The sequence below is a fragment of the Nostoc sp. MS1 genome, from assembly GCF_019976755.1.
Taxonomy (GTDB): Bacteria; Cyanobacteriota; Cyanobacteriia; order Cyanobacteriales; family Nostocaceae; genus Trichormus.
The window spans coordinates 3,770,233-3,789,946 of the sequence record NZ_AP023441.1 but is presented as its reverse complement, the minus strand read 5'-3'; the positions used below and the strand labels follow the sequence as shown (position 1 = coordinate 3,789,946).

The following is a 19,714-nucleotide window of genomic DNA, read 5'->3' as shown; positions in this document are numbered from 1 at the left end:
GCTACGCCCCACCGGAAGTGATCGCCAAACAAAGAGCAGCTAAGATAGCAGCGATCGCGTAGAATGTACCCACTACTTGCAATTCTGACCAACCTGATAATTCTAGGTGGTGGTGTAAGGGAGCCATTTTGAACAGGCGCTTACCTTTGCCATCGGGGCCTTTAGTAGCTTTGTAGTAAGTTACCTGTGCCATGACAGACATGGTTTCCACAAAGAAGATACCACTGAGGATAAACAAGGCAACCAAACTGTTAGTTAACAAAGCCACAGACGCTAAAGCACCGCCCAAGGCAAGAGAACCGGTATCACCCATAAATACTCTAGCTGGGTTGCGGTTATGAGCTAAGAAACCCAAACAACTACCGCTTAAAGCTGCACAGAAAATCATTAATCCGGGTGCTGTGGGAGCAACTATAGCACCTAACGCGAGTAAGGCGATCGCTACAGTTCCACCAGCCAAGCCATCAATACCGTCAGTTAAATTAGTTGCATTACTCTCTGCCACCAGGACAAAGCCAGCCAAAGGCCAGAATAAGAAACCCAAAGGTATAGCAAAGCTTACCCAAGGTAAAGCAATACTCGTAATATTAATAGGTTGATTAAACATTAACCATAAACAGAAGGCTGCCGCGAAACCGATTTGTAAAGCCAGTTTCATCCGGGGGGATATACCCTTGTTTGACTTGCGGCGGAGAATTTGCCAATCGTCAATCCAACCAATTAACCCATAGCTGAGGGTGAGGGCGGAGACAGCCAGAACATCTGTAGAGAAGTTAGATAATACACAAGCAGCCACCACAGCGACGGGAATAAAGAATATTCCCCCCATTGTGGGTGTACCTGCTTTTTTCAGATGTGCCTGTGGGCCATCTTCGCGGATGATTTGTCCTGTTTTGAGTGCTTGCAGTACAGGTATGACAAAGTAACCTACCACAGCTGATGTGATAGCACACAGTACCAGTGGCAAGGTTAAAGATGTACTTTGCCAAGGTGTTCTGTTTGCCAGCCAATCTAAAATTACTGCTACTATACTTAACCCGGCGGCTAAGGAAGAAGCTAGACCAATTCCAGAAATGTTTAATCCTTGATTAGGCGATAGTTTAGCGTCCACAAATGTTTCCCTTCACTCCACACTTAAATACACTGAATTATAAGGATTATGTGTTACAAATCCCTGTCTCAAAAGACTAATCTTCGTCTATGGTGATTTCGTCATCATCATCATCCAAGTAATCAATTCCATCTTCTCCGCCAAGGAACTCTGAAATTTCTTCTTCTTCCTCGGAGAAATCAGGCTCATGCACGTCACGGGCAATTAAGCGACCATTAGCTTGCAACCAATCTAATAGAGATGATTCTTGCTTTAGGGGGATGACAGCAGCACGTTGATTACGAGGTTCTTCACGTAAAGGAGAGTTCAACATATCGATGAATGCAGAAAAAACTTATTGTAACTAGACATTAAGCAGTCTATCACTTGAGACGGGAGAATTTAGTTATTTCTTCAACTCTTAGGGGAATAAATCCGTAAGCTGATAAAAATAAAATCTTTAATAAAGATAAACCAATTAGGAATACATTCTGAGTTATTTTCTACCTCCATATATAGGGCATTAATATCAATTTAATGTGAGTTTAATTGTGATGATTGTTGAGGGAATGGGTAATGTTGAAAAAATCAGCTTTATTAGATGCGATCGCGGGTACAAATCGCGGTTTGTTAGCCAATGAACAACAGAAACAGTCTATCTTAGCAGCGATCGCTACATTAGAAGACCACAACCCTACACCTCGTCCTGTAGAAGCCGCCAATTTACTCGAAGGTGATTGGCGATTACTTTATACCACAAGTAAAGCTCTTTTGAACTTAGATCGTGTGCCTTTAGCTAAACTGGGACAAATTTACCAGTGTATTCGAGTAGAAACTACCAGCGTGTACAACATAGCAGAGATTTACGGCTTACCTTATCTCGAAGGATTAGTTAGCGTGGCTGCTAAATTTGAACCAGTTGATGGGCGACGAGTCCAAGTAAAATTTCAACGTTCTATTGTAGGCTTACAACGATTAATTGGGTACAATTCCCCGGAAGATTTTATCCAACAAATTGAAGCTGGTAAAAAATTCACAGCCATTGATGTACCTATAAACAGTGATACCCAAAAGGGATGGTTAGATATCACGTATATAGATCACGATTTACGGATTGGCAGGGGTAACGAGGGTAGCGTGTTTGTTTTAAGTAAAACATAAACTTTTCCTGAAAAATGTAGTTGCGAACGAAGTTACGCGAACATTTGGTCTTTGTCAAGTGGGGTCTGACCCCATATTAAAGTCGAGATTGTGAGGAAGAACAGCGACTAGAGGCAGACATTTGTTAACGGTTGACAGTTGGCGGTTGACTGATGACCGGGGATCAAGGCTAGGAAAGAGACAAGGAAGAACAGGAAGAAAAACTGACAACCGACTCATGACTAATGACCAGTCACCAATGACAAATAACTTAACAAACCTTCTAGTAACGACCTACAAGATGTAGAGTGAAATCAAATAGCCCTAAATATTCGGCGATTGATAACTAAAAGGGAAGATAATCATGGTTCAACGTGGTTCTAAAGTACGTGTTCTTCGCCCAGAATCCTACTGGTTCCAAGATGTCGGAACTGTAGCTTCTGTTGACCAAAGTGGCATCAAATACCCAGTAATTGTCCGCTTTGATAAGGTCAACTACGCTGGTATCAACACCAACAACTTTGCGGTAGATGAGTTAATCGAAGTAGAAGCACCTAAAGCTAAGGCTGCTAAAAAATAAGTAGCCCAGTTTCAAAGGGATTATTTAATGGGATGATGAAGAGAAGGGTCAAATATAGATATGAAGTATGAAAATTTATAATTTCATTCTTCACCCCAGCCTACTCTACCGCCTAAAAACCGCCATGCGAGTATTTACGGATTCTTTTGAGTGGTGCAAACAAAATTTAGAGTATCTATATCCCTTCTACCTTTGAATTTCCACAAAAATAGTCCTATTGCTTGCTCAATCAGCTTAAATGCCTGAATTGCCTGAAGTTGAAACAGTCCGACGGGGTTTAAATCAACTAACCCTGAACCAAAAAATTACGGGTGGAGATGTGTTGCTTCATCGCACCATCGCCCACCCTTTTTCTGTTGGTGAATTTATTAAAGGTATTACCGGGAGTACTATTAGTACTTGGCATCGTCGCGGTAAATATCTCCTGGCTGAACTTTCTCCTGGCTTCGGTTGGCTAGGTGTACATCTGAGGATGACTGGTCAATTACTTTGGTTAAACCAAGCGGAACCTTTGCACAAACACACGCGCGTAAGAATATTTTTGGAAAATCAGCAGGAATTGCGGTTTGTTGACCAGCGAACTTTCGGTCAAATGTGGTGGGTTCCGCCGGGAGTGGCTGTAGAAAGTGTGATTACTGGTTTAAGTAAACTTGCTGTAGACCCCTTTTCACCAGAATTTACTGTTGAATATCTTGTGGATAAGCTGCATCATCGTCGCCGTCCCATCAAAACAGCATTATTAGATCAGTCTGTTGTGGCGGGGTTAGGAAATATCTACGCTGATGAAGCACTGTTTAAAAGCGGCGTGTTACCAGAAACGCTATGTACAGATGTGCAGCCAAAGCAAGTAGAACTTTTGCGAACAGCTATAATTCAAGTCCTAGAAACCAGCATTGCAGCTGGAGGAACAACTTTTAGTAATTTCCTGAATGTTAAGGGCGTTAACGGTAACTATGGTGGTGTCGCCTGGGTGTACAACCGTGCGGGAGAACCATGTAGAGTTTGTGGCGATGTCATTCAACGTATTAAGCTAGGTGGAAGATCCAGTCATTTTTGCCTACATTGTCAACGTTAGGGGTGTAGAGGAAAAATGATTGTTTCTATTGAAAGTATTGATACCTACTGAAACCTAGATAAGTTGAACTTTTTTACTCGGCTGCAAGCTAAAATCCTCTATAAAGCAATGTGAACAAATAGAGGGGAATTTATGCCAGTTAAAAAGGGAGAAATGGTTCGCGCTGTCCGCGAGAAACTAGAAAATAGTGTAGAAGCAAAAGCTAGTGATACTCGTTTTCCAGCTTACTTGTTTGAAACTAAAGGTGAAGTTGTAGATATCAAAGGTGATTATGCACTTGTTATGTTTGGACAAGTACCAACACCAAATATTTGGTTACGTTTGGATCAACTTGAATCATTTTAAATAGGAGTAGGGAGTGGGGACAATACGGTTCGGTTAAAGGGGAAAGGCGAAGGGGAAAAGGGAAGAAAAAACCTTTAACCCTTACCCTTTAACCTTTTCCCTAAACCAATTATTAGTTCAAAATGCTTATCCGAACCGTATTGGGAGTGGGGAAAAGACTAGCCTGGAGTTTTTCTGCTTCAACCCCACTCACCCCATTACGAATTAACGTCTGATGTGAATTATCCAAATCAATGAAATATCGAGGATTGAGATCGAAGCAGCAAAGCAAGCGATCGCCTAATCTCCTCATGCTATTTTGATCGTAGTCACCAATCCCTTGGATGTGATGACTTATGTAGCTTGGCAAGCTACAGGTTTACCTCGTCACCGCATTATGGGTATGGCTGGGGTTTTAAACTCAGCCAGATTTGCGACTTTTATCGCTTTGGAATTGGGAGTGTTACCTGCGGATGTCAAGGCGATGGTCATAGGAAGCCACGGAGATTTAATGGTTCCTTTATCTCGTTATGCTACAGTTAACGGTATCCCTATAACAGAATTGTTAGATGTAGCTGCGATCGCACGCTTGGTAGAAAGAACCCGTAAAGGCGGTGCTGAAATTGTAGAATTAATGCAGACTAGTGGTGCATTTTTTGCCCCTGCATCAGCTACAAGTGTGATGATAGAAGCCATTTTGTTGAATCAGTCCCGTCTATTACCTGTGGCTGCATATCTGCAAGGTGAATATGGTTTAAAGCATGTAGTGATTGGTGTTCCTTGCAAATTGGGATTAACAGGCATTGAGAGTATTTTAGAATTAAATCTCAATAAGACTAAAACAGAAGCTTTGTATATCTCGGCTCAATATGTACATAAAAATATTAAACAATGGCATTCTCTGTGTCATTGCTGAATATAGAAATTTTGAATATTTATTTATCAGACAACTCAAATCAACACGACTTCAGATTACCCAATAGCCAATTTCCTACCTATACTTATTGTTGATTTATAGCTATATAACTTTAGGTATATTTTTTTTTAGTATTTGTATGGTATAAGTTTTATGAAGTTATTTTAGAAAAATTAATATTTATTTCTAAAAAACTAAATTCTAAACTGAGAAAATTTATTTAGTAGACTTTTATCATATCACTAACAAATCCATAAGTAGCTACAAAATTCATTTTTACCATTAACATACCAAATGAATTTAGCATATTTAATATTGGCACATAATAACCCAAGCCATTTACAGAAGCTGATTAAGGCTCTTGATGGGGCTGACACGCATTTTTTTATACATATAGATGCAAAGCAAGATATATCACCTTTTCAATCTAAAATCAGCAATGAAAATATCTCTTTTATTAAAGAAAGAAGTATCATTTTTTGGGGTGAGTTTTCTATAGTTCAAGCTACTATAGATTTAATTAAAGCTGCTTTAAGCAAACAAAAATTTGAGTATTTGATTTTAATAAGTGGTAGCGATTACCCTCTTAAGAATGCACAATATATCAAAGACTTTTTGCAAAGAAAAAAAGGGTCAGAGTTTATAACTTTAGTAGAAGTTCCCCATGAAGAATATCGTAAAGGTTGGGATAGATTTCATCAATATCGAATTAGCTTTCCCTCTAATAATAAAATTTTACGTGGTGTTAAAAGGGTATTAAATTTCGTTATTAATAATGTACTCCATTGGCAGCGTAACTATAAAAAATCTCTAGGTGATCTTAAACCATACGCAGGTGGTCAATGGTGGGCATTATCTGGAGATGCTTGCCAATATATCTTAGATTTTATTGAAAAGAATCCGAAGGTAGTCAGATTCTTTCAAACAGCTTTCATTCCTGATGAATCATTCTTCCAAACAATATTAGGTAATTCAAGTTTTATGTCAAGGATTAAGCCTAATCTAACTTTTACAAAGTGGGATGACTCAGAACATCCAAACTACATAACTGTAGAATTGTTACAATCTTTTAAATTTGAGGATGTAATTAATAGACAAAGTATATCTGGATGTAGTGAAGTACTTTTTGCTAGAAAATTTGCACCAGACTCAGAGGAAGTGATTAAGTTTATAGAAAATCATATTGCTTAAAAGATGTATTTAAGAAGGTGCTTTTAAACTCTGCTTTCGCATCCATAATGCCAAAACAAACATAAATACCACTCCCATGACACCCTGTAAAGGATTATTATTCACTCCAGTTACCCAGTTAGGAACTTGTCCTGTATATTGAATTAACCCTCCCACATTAATAATGTAGTATCCCCAAACTAAGCCACCATGTAACCCTATTGGTAAGCCCAAACGTCCCTTACGCCAACGCTTTCCCCATACCTGCGTTAACCCCAACAACACCAAAGCTGGAAATTGAGGCAGTGTTTGCATAATTGCCTCTAATGGTTTAATAAAGTGTAATGCTGCAAATGTAACTGCATCTATCCACAGTGCAAAGCTAGGGTTGTAGTCTCGTTCCAACTCATGTAACAACCAACCACGGAACAGTAATTCTTCTGCAAATCCTACACCCAAGCCAACGAAAAACCCTTCTAAAATTATTTTAAGTAATAAGACTGTTGGCCGTTGCCAGATTAACCAACCCAATAAACCTTGTATGCCAAATAGAATTACAATGTTAATCAAACCTATAGCCAAGCCACACAGCATTTCTATACCGTTACGCTGTGTGAATTGTAAGCCGTAGTGCCAAAGTATTTGCGGTTGCTGATAAACGTTTTTCCCCCATAGCTTGAGCAGGAAAATAAACTCTATATACAGCAGCACGATTGTCAAAATACTCTCTAAATTAGTATCACCGATTAGTAAGTAAATCGGTGCAGCCAAGGGCAACCATAATAATAATAATGCGAAAATAAAATAACCCAGCCTAATTGGAGCAGGACGCTGGGCTAAAGTATCAAGTCTGTTTTTCATACTCAGTCACAAGTCAGCAATCTAGATTATGACTGATCGGTAATTGTTAATTATGAATTACGAATTATAAATTATTCATCAGGTTCTATTGTGCTACTCAAACCGTGATTCTTGAGGGTTTCGCAATAAAACTCTGCGTGTTCTTGAGCGCAGGTAATGACTAAGGCTAACCCATTAGTATGGGCTTCCATCATAATACTAACAGCTTGGGGCTGGGTAAGGCTCGGCACGGTGGTCATGAGTACTTGTACTACATACTCCATAGAATTATGGCTGTCATTATGGAGCAAAACGCGATACCGAGGCGCGAGCTTGCGGGATGTGGAACGCTTCTCAATGGTTTCGACTGACACAGCTTTTGCTCTTGGTTTTGTAATTTCTAAAACAATGTAAATGTTAGGCGATCGCTGAACGCTTAACAGTTATTTACTCATTTTATAACATTTTCATCAAAACTCGATGGCATGAAAAAATTTCTTGCCATGACTTAGGCTAGGCAGAACGGAATTACCGGAGATACTACATACAAGAGTTTTGCAGTATATTTTTACTATAATACCTCACTTTAGCTATATATTCTTGCCACTGCCTTAGATGATTATGGAAATGAGTTTCAACTTCCAACCAGGACAAATTGTGTCTTTAGAGCATGGTGAAAAGAATTTATATGCAGAAGTCATTCAAGTTGTAGTTTCCCGCCAGCTTTGCTGGGTACGCCCTTTACTACTTGTTACTCACACCGAAGAACAGCCCATCATCACCGACTTGAGAGATTGTTCTGATTTACTTTGGCCCATACAACTATTTCGCCACGCCCTAGACACAGAAGTCATCATCCTCCTAAGCCAGATTTTAGTTAAGGAACCAAAATCTGAACCAGACTTAGCAGCTAAACAGCAACTGCATCAATTTATCCAGCAAGTTTGGCAAGCTTATCAGGAGGGAGTAGGGAGTGGGAGAGATGGGGAATGAGGGAGTAGGAAAAGTTAGGGAGAATAACTAATGACTATGGACTGTTGACTAATGACTATATCTAATTCCTGCATCTCGCATTCGTTGAATTGCTTCATGTAAACGTTCATCACAGATAGTCAGGGCTATTCTAAAATAACCTTCGCCTGATGCACCGTAGCCAATACCTGGGGGAACTACAATACCACATTTATCCAGGAGTAAATTTGCAAATTCTGTTGAGGTATAGCCAGCAGGTACGGGAACCCAAACGTAAAGCGTGGCTTTTGGCGGTTCGATAGGCCATCCTAAAGATTGCAATCCTTTAACAATGATGTCACGGCGATTTTGGTAAACTGACATTAAAGCTTTTAGTTCTACTTCATCAGTGGCGTAGGCTGCGATCGCTGCTTTTTGAATTGCTTTAAATACTCCAGAATCAATATTTGTTTTTACTTGGCTTAATCCCTTGATAGCATGGGCATTACCAACGGCAAAGCCAATGCGCCAACCTGTCATATTGTACGATTTAGACAGACTGTGAAACTCAATAGCAATATCCTTTGCACCAGGAATTTGTAAAATGCTTGGCGGTTTGTAGCCATCATAAGCCATTTCTGAATACGCATGGTCATGGCATAACAAAATACTATATTGCTGGCAGAAAGCTACTAATTCCTCAAAAAATTCTATCGTTGCTATAGCCCCAGTGGGATTGTTGGGGTAATTAATCCATAATAGTTTTGCTTTACGAGCTATTTCTTCTGGAATTACATTCAAGTCTGGTAAAAATTTATTATCTGCCTTTAATGGCATAGTGAATGGTTCGCCACCAGCAAAAATTGTGGAAGTGCGATACACCGGATAACCAGGATCTGGTATCAATGTGTAATCGCCTGCTTCTACAAAAGCTAGAAAAGTATTGTGTATTGCTTCTTTTGAACCTATCGATGAAACAACTTCTGTGTTTGGGTTTAAGTCAGCCACGCCAAACCGCCGTTCCATCCACCTAACGGCTGCTGTTCTAAATTCCTGCGTCCCTTCATAGGGAGGATAGTTATGAGTAGAGGGGTCTTCAATTGCCTCATGCAACGCCTGGATGATATGAGTAGGAGTTGGCTTATCAGGATCACCTACTCCTATATTAATAATGTCAACTCCTTGGGCTATCAGCTCTTCCCGTTTACGGTTAATTTCCGCAAACAAATAAGGAGGAATTTTTTCTAAACGTTTAGCAAACTGCATGGTAGCTTGTGACTAATGAAAAAGTTGATGCTCATTAGCACAGTTTACGTCACACTAGCCAGCTAAATCACTAAAGCAATTTATTAGTAAATACACTTTGCTTGTAATAAAGGCTATGCGCTGCTAATTATCAATTTTTATTAAGCTTAGTGTTACTAATTATTGCAAAAATTAAGTTTTACGGAAAAAAGACTACAAAACTCAGCAGATTTAAAAGCCTAACCCAAAACTAGGGACTAGTTGGATACGTCCAGCATCCATCTCTGCCATTAACAATTCTAGAGCTTCATAATCAACATCAGAGATGTGACCCATTGCAGTTAGCTCAGAATTAATTTCGTCTTCTATCTCTGGTGTTAACTTTTTAATATCTAGTGCCTTTTCTACTAATTGCCGAATTGCATATCTAGTTCTCATAGGTGTATGAACCCACTTTCGGTGATACTAAATTATCTAGGATAGAGTTAAGTATAAAATGTGATCTTACTACAGATATAGCTGTGATTTAGATCACAATTAAACTAGGTAGATAGTTCCTGATTGACCCGCAACTGATCTGAAGATTTATGACGACTTCTGCACCTAAATCGCCTCTAAGAAGATACTTCAATAAGTTGTACTGACTAACAAACAGAACTTACCAGCAGAATCTTGAGTAAATTTTCCTTTGCGGGGCTTACTATGATGATTTTTTTTCAAGCTTCATGAAAAAAAAGTATATATAAACACATTTGCCTGAGAAGTTCTGACAATCTTTAAACAGACATACAGAAAACATAAAGATTCAGCAAAGAGAGTTAGGACATATGGTCGATGCTAGAGTAAAAAGTTTATGTTCAAATAAATTCAAGCTTCACAATTCAGTAACTCTAATTAGGATTTTATATGCAGGCAGTACTGAAGAGTCACAAAATTCAGGTAATCCGTCCTTATGGTTGCCTGAATGCGACTAATGCTTTGGAATTTGAACGAGACTTAACTACTACTCTGGCACAGGAGGATGTCTCAAGCCTGTTTGTAGATTTAGCAGATGTTGAATCTTTAGACAGTTCTGGACTAATGGCTTTGGTATCTGCGCTAAAACTAGCTCAAAATTTAGGTAAGGGTTTCCAACTTTACTCTGTCTCGCCAGCCATCCGCATTATTTTTGAACTCACTCAACTCGACTGTGTGTTTGAAATTTTTGAATACAAAGCAGAGTTGTTAGTATAAAAGTTTTCTGAGAATACGTTACATAATGTTAACAAAAACTCTGGGTTGAGAGCAACTCTATGTAAAGGAGTCCTAAGTTGCTAGAGTAAACCCTGTGGAAAGAGCTAATCAATGCTAATGTTGGAGGTGAGTAGCTGTAATTCAAAGTAGCTCGAAGTTAGCACAGTGGCTGTTGCATTTGAAAACTTAATCACACCGGATATTCTAAAACCGGCGCGTTACTTAGGTAACGAACGCCTAGCAGTACATAAACCTTGGGATACCGCCGTCATACGTTGGGTATTAACTTATCCAGAAATTTATGAGGTCGGGGCATCCAATTTAGGGCATATCATTCTCTATAACATCCTGAATGCCCAACCACGACAACTATGCGATCGCGCCTATTTACCAGGGACAGACTTAGCAGCAAAACTCAGGGCGACAAATACTCCCCTATTTGCTGTCGAGTCCAAGCGATCGCTCAGAGAATTTGATATTTTAGGTTTTAGTCTCAGTTATGAACTAGGGGCTACTAACATTCTGGAAATGTTGGATTTAGCAGGAATACCCCTAACTTGGCGAGAACGCCTACAAGGGAATTACCCCCTAATTTTTGCTGGCGGACAAACAGCAACATCAAATCCTGAACCTTATGCCGACTTCTTCGACTTTTTTGCCTTGGGAGATGGTGAAGAACTTCTAAGCGAAATTGGCTTGATATTAGAAGAAGGTAAAAAAGCAGGATTAAGTCGAGAAGATTTACTCCTCGATTTGGCACAAATACCAGGTGTCTATGTGCCGATGTTTTACCAAATGACAGCCAGTGGTGCTGTAGAACCGCTACGCCCAAATGTACCCAAACGAATTTTACGGCGAGTTGCTACCCCCATACCCGCCTATTCCATTGGTTTAGTACCATATGTAGAAACTGTACACGATCGCTTAACAATAGAAATTCGCCGGGGTTGTACTCGTGGCTGTCGCTTCTGTCAACCAGGAATGCTGACCCGTCCTGCTAGAGATGTTGAACCAGAGAAAGTAGTAGATGCGATCGAGCAGGGAATGCGGGCAACTGGTTATAATGAGTTTTCCTTATTGTCCCTGAGTTGTTCTGATTATTTATCCCTACCAGCTGTGGGGATGGAAATTAAGAATCGATTAAAAAATGAAAATATTTCCTTATCTCTCCCTAGCCAAAGAGTAGATAGATTTGATGAGAACATTGCCAACATCTTGGGCGGTACAAGGCAAGGTAGCATCACCTTTGCCCCAGAAGCCGGTACTCAAAGGATGCGGGATATAGTCAACAAGGGGTTAACCAACGAAGAATTATTAAGAGGTGTAAAAACAGCTTGGGAACAAGGCTGGGATAAAATCAAGTTATACTTCATGATCGGCTTACCAGGGGAAACTGATGCCGACGTTTTCGGGATTGCAGAAACGGTAAGTTGGTTACAACGGGAATGTAGAGCCAAAGGCAGAAGACCCCTTAACTTCAACATTACAATTTCCAACTTTACACCCAAACCTCACACCCCATTTCAATGGCACTCTGTAGCGACGGCAGAATTTAAGCGCAAACAAAACTTATTGCGTCAAGCATTCCGCCGGATACGTGGGGTAAAAGTCAACTTTACCGATGTTCGCATCTCGGCAATGGAAGACTTCATTGGACGAGGCGATCGCACTTTGGGTAAAGTATTGCGTAGAGCCTGGGAATTAGGCGCAGGTATGGATTCTTGGTATGAAGGCTTAGATAAAGCTTTCACCGCTTGGGAAAATGCGATCGCTGAAGCTGGTCTAGATTGGAAGTATCGCCAAGTAGAAAACGGCGAGTGGAATTTGTTCCATACTGATGAGGGAGATGAGGGAGTAGGGGGAGAAGTTATAGCTACTCACAACGCCCCACTCCCCACTCCCCATTCTCTTAACGCTCCCCTTCCTTGGGATCATATAGATACAGGCATAGATAAAAAGTGGCTGCAAGAGGACTTACAACGCGCTCTAGAAGCGGCAATTGTTCCTGATTGCTCTTTTGAAGGTTGTTCGCATTGTGGCGTTTGTGGCACTGATTTTGGTCACAACATCGTCATTGAACCACCACCAATTCCTCAATTTGCGGGAGAGTTTGTCCCTAACACCACCAAAATTCAAAGGCTACGAGTTTGGTTTGGTAAACAAGGCGATATAGCTCTACTCAGCCACTTGGATTTAATGCGTCTATTCGACCGCGTGGTGAGAAGGGCAAGTTTACCAGTGGCTTATACTGGTGGGTTTCATCCCAATCCTCGCATTGCTGTAGCTAGTGCCTTAGCATTGGGCGCTACTAGCAGTGGTGAAATTGTGGATTTTGAATTAACTCAACCAGTAGAAGTAGATGCGTTTCTCCAAAAACTAACTGATGAACTACCTCCAGATATACCTGTATATCGTGTAGAACAGATAGATTTAAAATCCCCAGCCGCTAACCAAATCTTAGATAAGGCAGAGTATGTAATTAAAGTAGCAGTATTTGGGGAAGTAACATCTATACAATGGCAAAACTGGATTGAAGCCATCCAAGCAAGAGACGAAATCTTCTACGAACAGATTACCAAATCTGGTAAGAGCCAAATAGTAAATCTGCGCTCACGTTTGTTTGAGTTGGAATTAGTCTCAACCCATAAGCGCGAAGCTGAATCTACAGCAGTTTTGCGTTATGTGGGTAGCTGCCGTCTTGACGGTGTACTATTGCGTCCCGAACAAATTCTATTTATGCTAGAAGCAGTTGCTGGTAAAGAAGAATTTCATCTTCTGCACATTCATCGCAATCAACTAATTTTAGCGGTATAATCCCTAGAGAGTAACTTGCTAGTAGTTACTCTTTTGTGGTACATCGTGGGAATTGATTTTTGGCAAGGTTGCGTTAGAATGGGGTCAAGAGAAATTTTCTGGCGCTGCATTGAACAAACTGGTTCACTACTACCCTGATAATCAGGGAGCAAAAGTAAAGATATTAGAGTGCAAATTCTAGGATTTTATCCCGGACAAATTAAGGCAGATTAAAAAACACTCTCTTTATAGCTATCTTGTGAACTAGGATTAACAGCAGGCTCGCCGGCTTCTCTACCACCATGCTTTAAAAACCACTGCTGAATGCCTAATCCCTAGATGGTGAAGGTATCACATTCAGAAATCAACCAAGGACGGTTGATTTATTTGCTTAGACAATATGCAGCCGTTCTGGAATAATCAGGCGTATCAACGCAATTTTCTAGTCAATAGCTTTTTATTTTGAAGCTCAACTTCACAATTTTTATTACCAGCAGTGTCTTTGGAGGCTGGCAGGGGCGAGAGGCATAACAAACCTCCAAGCCTGTTGATACTGCCGATTTTTGAGGAAATTGAATGCCAAAACAAATTATTATCGCGGAGCAGCATCAAATTGCTGCTGTATTTTCGGAAGATCAAATACAAGAACTCGTTGTAGCTACAGGCCATCATCAAATCGGTGACATCTACTTGGGTGCAGTAGAAAATGTATTACCTGGTATTGATGCCGCTTTTGTAAATATTGGCGATCCAGAACGTAACGGTTTTATTCATGTAACAGACTTAGGCCCTTTACGCTTAAAACGATCCGCAGCAGCAATTACAGAATTATTAGCACCACAACAAAAAGTTTTGGTGCAGGTAATGAAAGAGCCAACGGGAACAAAAGGCCCAAGGCTGACAGGTAATATCACAATGCCCGGACGTTATGTGGTATTGATGCCCTACGGTCGGGGTGTAAATTTATCACGACGGATTAAGAGTGAAAGTGAACGTAACCGCTTACGTGCATTAGCAATTTTAATTAAACCTGCTGGTATGGGTTTGTTGGTGCGTACAGAAGCAGAAGGCAAGCCAGAAGAAGCAATTATTGAAGATTTGGAAGTGCTGCAAAAGCAATGGGAAGCTATCCAACAAGAAGCACAATCAACTCGTGCGCCAGCACTACTTAACCGTGATGATGACTTCATCCAGCGCGTATTACGTGATATGTACGGTGCGGATGTCAATAGAATTGTGGTTGATTCTAGTACCGGTTTGAAGCGAGTCAAACAGTATTTACAAAACTGGAGCGGTGGACAGACACCACAAGGACTGCTGATTGACCATCACCGCGATCGCTCTCCAATTTTAGAATATTTCCGCATCAATGCCGCCATCCGCGAAGCCCTCAAACCACGGGTAGATTTGCCTTCCGGCGGATATATCATAATTGAGCCAACAGAAGCACTCACTGTAATAGATGTTAACTCTGGTTCCTTCACGCGATCGGCAACGGCGAGAGAAACAGTTTTGTGGACAAACTGCGAAGCAGCCACAGAAATTGCTCGTCAGCTACGTCTGCGAAACATTGCTGGGGTGATAGTTGTTGATTTCATCGATATGGAATCCCGGCGTGACCAGTTACAGGTTCTCGAACACTTTAATAAAGCACTCCGCGCAGATAAAGCCCGTCCGCAAATTGCCCAACTCACAGAACTAGGTTTAGTAGAACTGACTCGGAAGCGTCAAGGGCAAAATATATATGAATTGTTTGGTAATACCTGCCCCACCTGTGGCGGCTTAGGACATACAGTACATTTACCTGGAGAAAACGAAAGTCGCTTACCTACGCCATCAGCACCAGTAGAAGCGCCAGAGCGTTTTGTATCTTTGCCTACAAGAGAGCCACGCTTACCAACTGCACGTATTCCCGAACCACGGGAAACTTACGATAGCTTTGGTGATGGATTTGAAAATGATTCTGACTTGGGTTCTTTAAATTTAATTAATCATCCTAGTTACCAAGAACTAAACGACCAAAACAAACGCCGCGCCCGTACCCGTCGTAGTCGCATTGGCATCAATGGGACTAATGGCAAAGATGAACCAAGAATTAATGGTAATCCTATAGGTTTTATTGGTGAACCAGATTTAGACCTAGATACGGATGGCGAATTAAGCACAACACCAGAGTTACCCACACCTAACTTGGGTAAATCTAGTTGGACTGACAGAGTAGAACGGACTAAAGTCATCAAAACAGAGCCAGTTAAGCCAGTGGTAGAACCACCGGAAATCAAGACTGTGGAAATGACGTTAGAAGAGCAAGATATTTTCGCCTTGATGGGAGTTTCTCCGCTCATTAAGTTAGAGCAGGAAGTGAAAAATCCTAAAGCGGTAATTATTAACATTGTTCAACCAGGACAAACACCGGCGGCATCACCCGAAGTTACTCCAGAGCCAGTAGCGACAGTGACACCTAGTGTTGAAGTGAGTACGCCAAAAGTAAAATCAGAACCTAAACCTGTCTCAGCAACGGTAACTGAGCCGATAAAAGTAGTCTCAACTCTTGAAGAGTCCGAAACTACCAGCGCTACTACAGCCAGCCGTCGTCGTCGTCGTCGTTCCTCTGCGACAGACTCAGACACGGGTGATGAGAGTTAAGAATCTAGGCTGAATTTTACTTGTAAATAACATGACTAGCGCGTCTATGTTCAAATAGTGCATGAATAAACCACAGAGGTACAGAAAGCTTAGAGATAAGAAAAGGGATTTTTTGCACCACTTTAAAGTAGACGCGCTAGTGTTATTTAGATGTTATGCCAATTCAAAATTAACAAAGCTAGATTAGACAGGATTTCTTGTGTTTGTGGCTGTTGCTGAGTTTTGGAGAATGGCATTAACCTATCGCTCAGATATTTTGTATCGGTGTGAGTTGTCATTATGGTGAAGAGGGGGCAAACTGCCCACACTCTAGAGTTACCCTTAGCCCTAGAGGCAACTAGTTGGCTAGAGTTTTCTTTTGATTTAGCAAATATCTCAGGTTTAGTAGCAGGGATAGATGAAGTAGGGCGGGGCGCTCTTTTTGGCCCTGTAGTTGCGGCGGCTGTAATATTGCCTGTTAGTGCTTTTTCTCAGTTAGTCACAGCCGAGATTAAAGATAGTAAGAAATTATCTCACTCTCGGCGAGTTCAGTTAGCGCAGCAAATTTGCACTTTGGCTATAGATTGGAGAATTGGTTATGCGGCAACTGCGGAAATTGACCAAATCAATATTTTACAGGCAACAATCTTAGCTATGAGGCGGGCTGTACAAAAGCTGAAAGTACAACCTGCACTATGTTTAGTGGATGGTAATCAGCCAGTAAAAGGTTTACCTATGCCACAACAAACTATTATTAAGGGAGATGAGCGATCGCTCAATATTGCCGCCGCTAGTATCGTGGCTAAAGTTTGGCGTGATGATTTGATACAGCGTCTAGCAGTAAAATACCCCATGTATGATTTAAAAAGTAATAAAGGTTATGGTAGTAAAAAGCATTTATTAGCCCTGCAAGAATACGGTGCTTCACCTTTACACCGTCAGTCTTTCCGTCCCTGCCAAATTCAGCTTACTTAGCTAATTCATCATTATTTTTGTTAATTCAAAAAATAAAAAAGTTGTCAGTTTTTATCTATCACTGACAACTGATACCAAATAGACATAGGTAATATTGTTTACGCCATACAGTCAAGTCTTAGCAGTAACTCTTTTCAAGATTCAACTACTCTATATTCAGAATTGGCAATTGAGTATCATCCTTACTTAAAGATTGTTCTTGAGTTTGCGAAATTACCCATTGGCGGTAATCTGCTAATAAATGATGCAATAATCTTTGTTTTACCGTCAATAAAACACTCTTGAGTAAACCATTACCAGTAGTTTCTAAAATTGGCTTAGGAGTGAAAGAAAAAGGTGGAGGTAAATCAACTTGCACTTCTAAATCAGCTCTACCTTCTAGACGAGTACCAGTACTAGATTGATACGGTGATAAATATCCTCTTAAATTTAAAGAGAAACGTTGGTTAATATACTCAAAACCGCGAATTTCGCAACCCACCGATCGCAGATAAATAGTTCCGTTAGATTCTGCCCAAACTCTCATGTCTACGGTAGGCTGAATACTTAATGACATGAAAGATAGAGGACGCATTTTTAAACGAAATATTTCCTCAGAAAGTTGCTGAATACGTTTTTGATCAACTAAAGCATTAACTAGACGTTGTGGCTGACGTAAGTAGTGCTGAATAGGAATAGGTTGATCTGGTACTGCAATTTCTACTGGTTGGGAGGCAGTAAACTTGGTAAGCATGATTTAGAAAAATCAATTGTTTTATATCTATATATCTTAATTAATTTATGATATTTATTCTTTGTTTTTGCCAAAGTAATTGCAAAATAAATACTACTTATATAAAAACTCTATCTTTTGTTATTGTTTTCCCTCTATGTATAATTTAAAAAAGCTTTATCACTATCTTTAGACATAGGAATTATAAATCAAATTGCACGCATTTCTGCTTAATAAATTTTTGCAGTGCAGGAGTTAATGATTCAAAGTCATTTTGATGTAAAAAATATAACAAATATGAGTTGCATAGTGAATCAAAAATTCAGGGTTGGAGGATGTTGACAACATCAATCATAAAAAACCGCCCTCACCTATTACTATTGCTGTTGTGGCTAGTTATTGGTATTTTCTTACGATTTCTGCGTCTGGCGGCTTTACCGCCTTGGACTGATGAATGCGCCACGATGGTTTTCAGCCTGGGCAATAGTTTCCGCACCGTACCACTCAATGAAGTTATTAGTTCCGATATACTATTGCAGCCATTACGAGTTGACCCGGCAAATGGTATTAACAGCGTTATTCATGAACTATTAACGCAGAGTACCCATCCACCAGCCTATTTTGTCTTAGCCCATTTCTGGATGAAACTGTTTTCACCAACAGGGGAAATTGCCTCAATTTGGCTGGCGCGATCGCTTAGTGCTATTTTTGGTGTGTTATCAATTCCCGCCATGTTTAGCTTTGGTTATCTTACCTTCCGTTCTAAGTTAGTCGGACAGATGGCGGCGGCGATGATGGCACTTTCTCCCTACATTGTTTTTCTAGGTAGAGAAGCCAGACATTACACTTTGGCGATGTTATTGGTAATTGCTTCTTTATATTGTTGTATCAAAGCCATTCAATCTATCCACAGCCAGCAATCTCTACCTTTGTGGACGGTATTAGCTTGGGTAGCCATTAATAGTTTAGGTATGGCTACCCATTATTTTTTTGCTTTAACTCTGGCTGCGGAAGCACTAGTATTATTTGCTCACATTTGGCGCACCAGAAAGCAAAACTCTCGACAATCAAATTGGTGGCCTATTTTGATAGCCGTCTTAGGTACATTAATTGGCTGTCTTGTTTGGATACCTTTCTGGCAAAGTATTCCTGATAATGACTTAACAAATTGGGTAGCCATTAGTAACCCGCAGACCAGATGGCTAGAACCTATAGGGCGATTACTGCTGTGGAATATTAGTATGCTATTGCTCTTACCTTCTGCGTTTACAAGCTTATCTATAGGGATTGTTATTGCTTCTGGTATGGCAACTTTACTATTTTTATTGTGGAGCTTACCTAAGATTATTTATGGGCTGAAAACACAACAAAAATCGTCTGATGGTCGTTTAGAGATACAAATCTTGTATGAGTATCTGTTAACAACCGTCTTCCTCTGTTTATTCTTTACTTATATTCTAAGTAAGGATTTAACTTTAGCTGCACGATTTCAATATATTTATGCACCAGCAATTATTTTACTTTTAGGGGCTGGATTAGCAGGTTGTTGGCAGCATCTTGTAAACGGGAAAGTTAGCGTCAGTATAATTTTGCTAATGGCGTTATTGGGAGGAATAATTGTAGATGGGAATTTTGGTTATTTGCAAAACCAACGTCCAGATATTCTCGCTTCGCTTATTCATAGAGTTTCCCCCCATAATACGCTGATTGCAACAAAACATTTACATCATGGGCAAACTGGCAGGATGATGGGGTTGGCTTGGGAATTTCAACAGCAAGCAGATTTTAATGTCCAATTTTTTCTAGCAGGTAAAGATTCCAACAGTCAAGAATATACTGATTCTGAGCAGAAATTACAGGACACAATAGCGAAAATTACCCGACCTCTGGATGTATGGTTAGTTGAGTTCCGTACTCCGATTAATTTGGCATCTCAGCAATGTGTACAGGATAAACAATATGGTAAAACTGCGGGGGAATACAGTTACAAACTGTACCATTGCCAGAGTTCAATGAATTAGCAAAAATAATTTATCATTTCCTCA

At 40.3% G+C, this 19,714-nt stretch carries 19 protein-coding genes and 1 pseudogene; 12 read left to right on the top strand and 8 right to left on the bottom strand.

What is annotated here, in order from left to right; translation table 11 throughout:
- Window position 1 precedes the first annotated feature (1 nt).
- Together mraY and NSMS1_RS16355 are read right to left on the bottom strand one after the other, a co-directional pair.
- The gene (gene mraY, locus NSMS1_RS16360; RefSeq protein WP_224085623.1) at window positions 2–1,111 is read right to left on the bottom strand and encodes a phospho-N-acetylmuramoyl-pentapeptide-transferase; all 1,110 of its coding nucleotides are present in this window, start codon (window positions 1,109–1,111) and stop codon (window positions 2–4) included.
- Window positions 1,112–1,187: 76 nt separating this feature from the next.
- Window positions 1,188–1,424 carry a DUF3134 domain-containing protein gene (locus NSMS1_RS16355; protein ID WP_224085622.1) on the bottom strand — a complete coding sequence of 79 codons (237 nt, stop codon included), beginning with the start codon at window positions 1,422–1,424 and terminating at the stop codon, window positions 1,188–1,190.
- Between the two features lie 242 nt (window positions 1,425–1,666).
- On the opposite strand from NSMS1_RS16355, the gene NSMS1_RS16350 reads away from it, so the two are divergent.
- The 6 genes and pseudogenes from NSMS1_RS16350 to NSMS1_RS16325 all read left to right on the top strand — a co-directional run bounded on the left by NSMS1_RS16350 (window position 1,667) and on the right by NSMS1_RS16325 (window position 6,316).
- Entirely contained in the window at window positions 1,667–2,251 is a 585-nt protein-coding gene (locus NSMS1_RS16350) for a PAP/fibrillin family protein (protein ID WP_224085620.1), read from the top strand.
- Between the two features lie 343 nt (window positions 2,252–2,594).
- Window positions 2,595–2,810, top strand: a complete 216-nt coding sequence (locus tag NSMS1_RS16345) for a photosystem I reaction center subunit IV (RefSeq protein ID WP_067764886.1) — start codon at window positions 2,595–2,597, stop codon at window positions 2,808–2,810.
- Between the two features lie 238 nt (window positions 2,811–3,048).
- Entirely contained in the window at window positions 3,049–3,885 is an 837-nt protein-coding gene (locus NSMS1_RS16340) for a DNA-formamidopyrimidine glycosylase (protein WP_224085619.1), read from the top strand.
- A gap of 132 nt (window positions 3,886–4,017) precedes the next feature.
- Window positions 4,018–4,230 (top strand): NAD(P)H-quinone oxidoreductase subunit O, encoded by a 213-nt coding sequence (locus NSMS1_RS16335; protein ID WP_224085618.1) that lies wholly within the window; start codon window positions 4,018–4,020, stop codon window positions 4,228–4,230.
- 241 nt (window positions 4,231–4,471) lie between these two features.
- Window positions 4,472–5,125: pseudogene (locus tag NSMS1_RS16330) on the top strand (lactate/malate family dehydrogenase); the annotation flags it as partial.
- A 294-nt stretch (window positions 5,126–5,419) separates the two neighbouring features.
- A complete protein-coding gene (locus NSMS1_RS16325; RefSeq protein ID WP_224085617.1) occupies window positions 5,420–6,316 on the top strand; it encodes a beta-1,6-N-acetylglucosaminyltransferase in 897 nt (298 codons plus the stop codon).
- Window positions 6,317–6,325: 9 nt separating this feature from the next.
- Here NSMS1_RS16325 and NSMS1_RS16320 read toward each other — a convergent pair whose 3' ends face one another.
- Together NSMS1_RS16320 and clpS are read right to left on the bottom strand one after the other, a co-directional pair.
- Window positions 6,326–7,156 (bottom strand): CPBP family intramembrane glutamic endopeptidase, encoded by an 831-nt coding sequence (locus NSMS1_RS16320; RefSeq protein ID WP_224085616.1) that lies wholly within the window; start codon window positions 7,154–7,156, stop codon window positions 6,326–6,328.
- Between the two features lie 71 nt (window positions 7,157–7,227).
- Window positions 7,228–7,509 carry an ATP-dependent Clp protease adapter ClpS gene (gene clpS, locus NSMS1_RS16315; protein ID WP_224085615.1) on the bottom strand — a complete coding sequence of 94 codons (282 nt, stop codon included), beginning with the start codon at window positions 7,507–7,509 and terminating at the stop codon, window positions 7,228–7,230.
- Window positions 7,510–7,756: 247 nt separating this feature from the next.
- Here clpS and NSMS1_RS16310 point away from each other — a divergent pair, with 247 nt between their 5' ends.
- A complete protein-coding gene (locus tag NSMS1_RS16310; protein ID WP_224085614.1) occupies window positions 7,757–8,128 on the top strand; it encodes a hypothetical protein in 372 nt (123 codons plus the stop codon).
- A gap of 48 nt (window positions 8,129–8,176) precedes the next feature.
- Here NSMS1_RS16310 and NSMS1_RS16305 read toward each other — a convergent pair whose 3' ends face one another.
- Window positions 8,177–9,352 carry a pyridoxal phosphate-dependent aminotransferase gene (locus NSMS1_RS16305; RefSeq protein WP_224085613.1) on the bottom strand — a complete coding sequence of 392 codons (1,176 nt, stop codon included), beginning with the start codon at window positions 9,350–9,352 and terminating at the stop codon, window positions 8,177–8,179.
- Between the two features lie 210 nt (window positions 9,353–9,562).
- A complete protein-coding gene (locus NSMS1_RS16300) occupies window positions 9,563–9,769 on the bottom strand; it encodes a hypothetical protein (RefSeq protein WP_067764907.1) in 207 nt (68 codons plus the stop codon).
- A 468-nt stretch (window positions 9,770–10,237) separates the two neighbouring features.
- On the opposite strand from NSMS1_RS16300, the gene NSMS1_RS16295 reads away from it, so the two are divergent.
- The 3 genes from NSMS1_RS16295 to NSMS1_RS16285 all read left to right on the top strand — a co-directional run bounded on the left by NSMS1_RS16295 (window position 10,238) and on the right by NSMS1_RS16285 (window position 16,003).
- The gene (locus NSMS1_RS16295; protein WP_224085612.1) at window positions 10,238–10,564 is read left to right on the top strand and encodes an STAS domain-containing protein; all 327 of its coding nucleotides are present in this window, start codon (window positions 10,238–10,240) and stop codon (window positions 10,562–10,564) included.
- Between the two features lie 165 nt (window positions 10,565–10,729).
- Window positions 10,730–13,378 (top strand): TIGR03960 family B12-binding radical SAM protein, encoded by a 2,649-nt coding sequence (locus NSMS1_RS16290; protein WP_224085611.1) that lies wholly within the window; start codon window positions 10,730–10,732, stop codon window positions 13,376–13,378.
- Between the two features lie 555 nt (window positions 13,379–13,933).
- Window positions 13,934–16,003 carry a ribonuclease E/G gene (locus NSMS1_RS16285; protein WP_224085610.1) on the top strand — a complete coding sequence of 690 codons (2,070 nt, stop codon included), beginning with the start codon at window positions 13,934–13,936 and terminating at the stop codon, window positions 16,001–16,003.
- Window positions 16,004–16,149: 146 nt separating this feature from the next.
- Here NSMS1_RS16285 and NSMS1_RS35120 read toward each other — a convergent pair whose 3' ends face one another.
- Window positions 16,150–16,281 (bottom strand): hypothetical protein, encoded by a 132-nt coding sequence (locus NSMS1_RS35120; RefSeq protein WP_263432515.1) that lies wholly within the window; start codon window positions 16,279–16,281, stop codon window positions 16,150–16,152.
- A gap of 1 nt (window position 16,282) precedes the next feature.
- Here NSMS1_RS35120 and NSMS1_RS16280 point away from each other — a divergent pair, with 1 nt between their 5' ends.
- The gene (locus NSMS1_RS16280; RefSeq protein ID WP_224085609.1) at window positions 16,283–16,957 is read left to right on the top strand and encodes a ribonuclease HII; all 675 of its coding nucleotides are present in this window, start codon (window positions 16,283–16,285) and stop codon (window positions 16,955–16,957) included.
- Window positions 16,958–17,102: 145 nt separating this feature from the next.
- Here NSMS1_RS16280 and NSMS1_RS16275 read toward each other — a convergent pair whose 3' ends face one another.
- Window positions 17,103–17,690 (bottom strand): DUF1997 domain-containing protein, encoded by a 588-nt coding sequence (locus NSMS1_RS16275; RefSeq protein WP_224085608.1) that lies wholly within the window; start codon window positions 17,688–17,690, stop codon window positions 17,103–17,105.
- A 314-nt stretch (window positions 17,691–18,004) separates the two neighbouring features.
- Here NSMS1_RS16275 and NSMS1_RS16270 point away from each other — a divergent pair, with 314 nt between their 5' ends.
- Window positions 18,005–19,690 carry a phospholipid carrier-dependent glycosyltransferase gene (locus NSMS1_RS16270; RefSeq protein ID WP_224085607.1) on the top strand — a complete coding sequence of 562 codons (1,686 nt, stop codon included), beginning with the start codon at window positions 18,005–18,007 and terminating at the stop codon, window positions 19,688–19,690.
- Window positions 19,691–19,714: the final 24 nt, after the last annotated feature.

Excerpts from the sequence above, each read along its gene's own strand:
- NSMS1_RS16355 (WP_224085622.1), bottom strand. The coding sequence starts at position 1,424 with ATGTTGAACTCTCCTTTACGTGAAGAACCTCGTAATCAACGTGCTGCT.
- NSMS1_RS16350 (WP_224085620.1), top strand. The coding sequence starts at position 1,667 with ATGTTGAAAAAATCAGCTTTATTAGATGCGATCGCGGGTACAAATCGC.
- NSMS1_RS16345 (WP_067764886.1), top strand. The coding sequence starts at position 2,595 with ATGGTTCAACGTGGTTCTAAAGTACGTGTTCTTCGCCCAGAATCCTAC.
- NSMS1_RS16340 (WP_224085619.1), top strand. The coding sequence starts at position 3,049 with ATGCCTGAATTGCCTGAAGTTGAAACAGTCCGACGGGGTTTAAATCAA.
- NSMS1_RS16335 (WP_224085618.1), top strand. The coding sequence starts at position 4,018 with ATGCCAGTTAAAAAGGGAGAAATGGTTCGCGCTGTCCGCGAGAAACTA.
- NSMS1_RS16325 (WP_224085617.1), top strand. The coding sequence starts at position 5,420 with ATGAATTTAGCATATTTAATATTGGCACATAATAACCCAAGCCATTTA.
- NSMS1_RS16320 (WP_224085616.1), bottom strand. The coding sequence starts at position 7,156 with ATGAAAAACAGACTTGATACTTTAGCCCAGCGTCCTGCTCCAATTAGG.
- NSMS1_RS16310 (WP_224085614.1), top strand. The coding sequence starts at position 7,757 with ATGGAAATGAGTTTCAACTTCCAACCAGGACAAATTGTGTCTTTAGAG.
- NSMS1_RS16305 (WP_224085613.1), bottom strand. The coding sequence starts at position 9,352 with ATGCAGTTTGCTAAACGTTTAGAAAAAATTCCTCCTTATTTGTTTGCG.
- NSMS1_RS16300 (WP_067764907.1), bottom strand. The coding sequence starts at position 9,769 with ATGAGAACTAGATATGCAATTCGGCAATTAGTAGAAAAGGCACTAGAT.
- NSMS1_RS16295 (WP_224085612.1), top strand. The coding sequence starts at position 10,238 with ATGCAGGCAGTACTGAAGAGTCACAAAATTCAGGTAATCCGTCCTTAT.
- NSMS1_RS16285 (WP_224085610.1), top strand. The coding sequence starts at position 13,934 with ATGCCAAAACAAATTATTATCGCGGAGCAGCATCAAATTGCTGCTGTA.
- NSMS1_RS35120 (WP_263432515.1), bottom strand. The coding sequence starts at position 16,281 with ATGACAACTCACACCGATACAAAATATCTGAGCGATAGGTTAATGCCA.
- NSMS1_RS16280 (WP_224085609.1), top strand. The coding sequence starts at position 16,283 with ATGGTGAAGAGGGGGCAAACTGCCCACACTCTAGAGTTACCCTTAGCC.
- NSMS1_RS16275 (WP_224085608.1), bottom strand. The coding sequence starts at position 17,690 with ATGCTTACCAAGTTTACTGCCTCCCAACCAGTAGAAATTGCAGTACCA.
- NSMS1_RS16270 (WP_224085607.1), top strand. The coding sequence starts at position 18,005 with ATGTTGACAACATCAATCATAAAAAACCGCCCTCACCTATTACTATTG.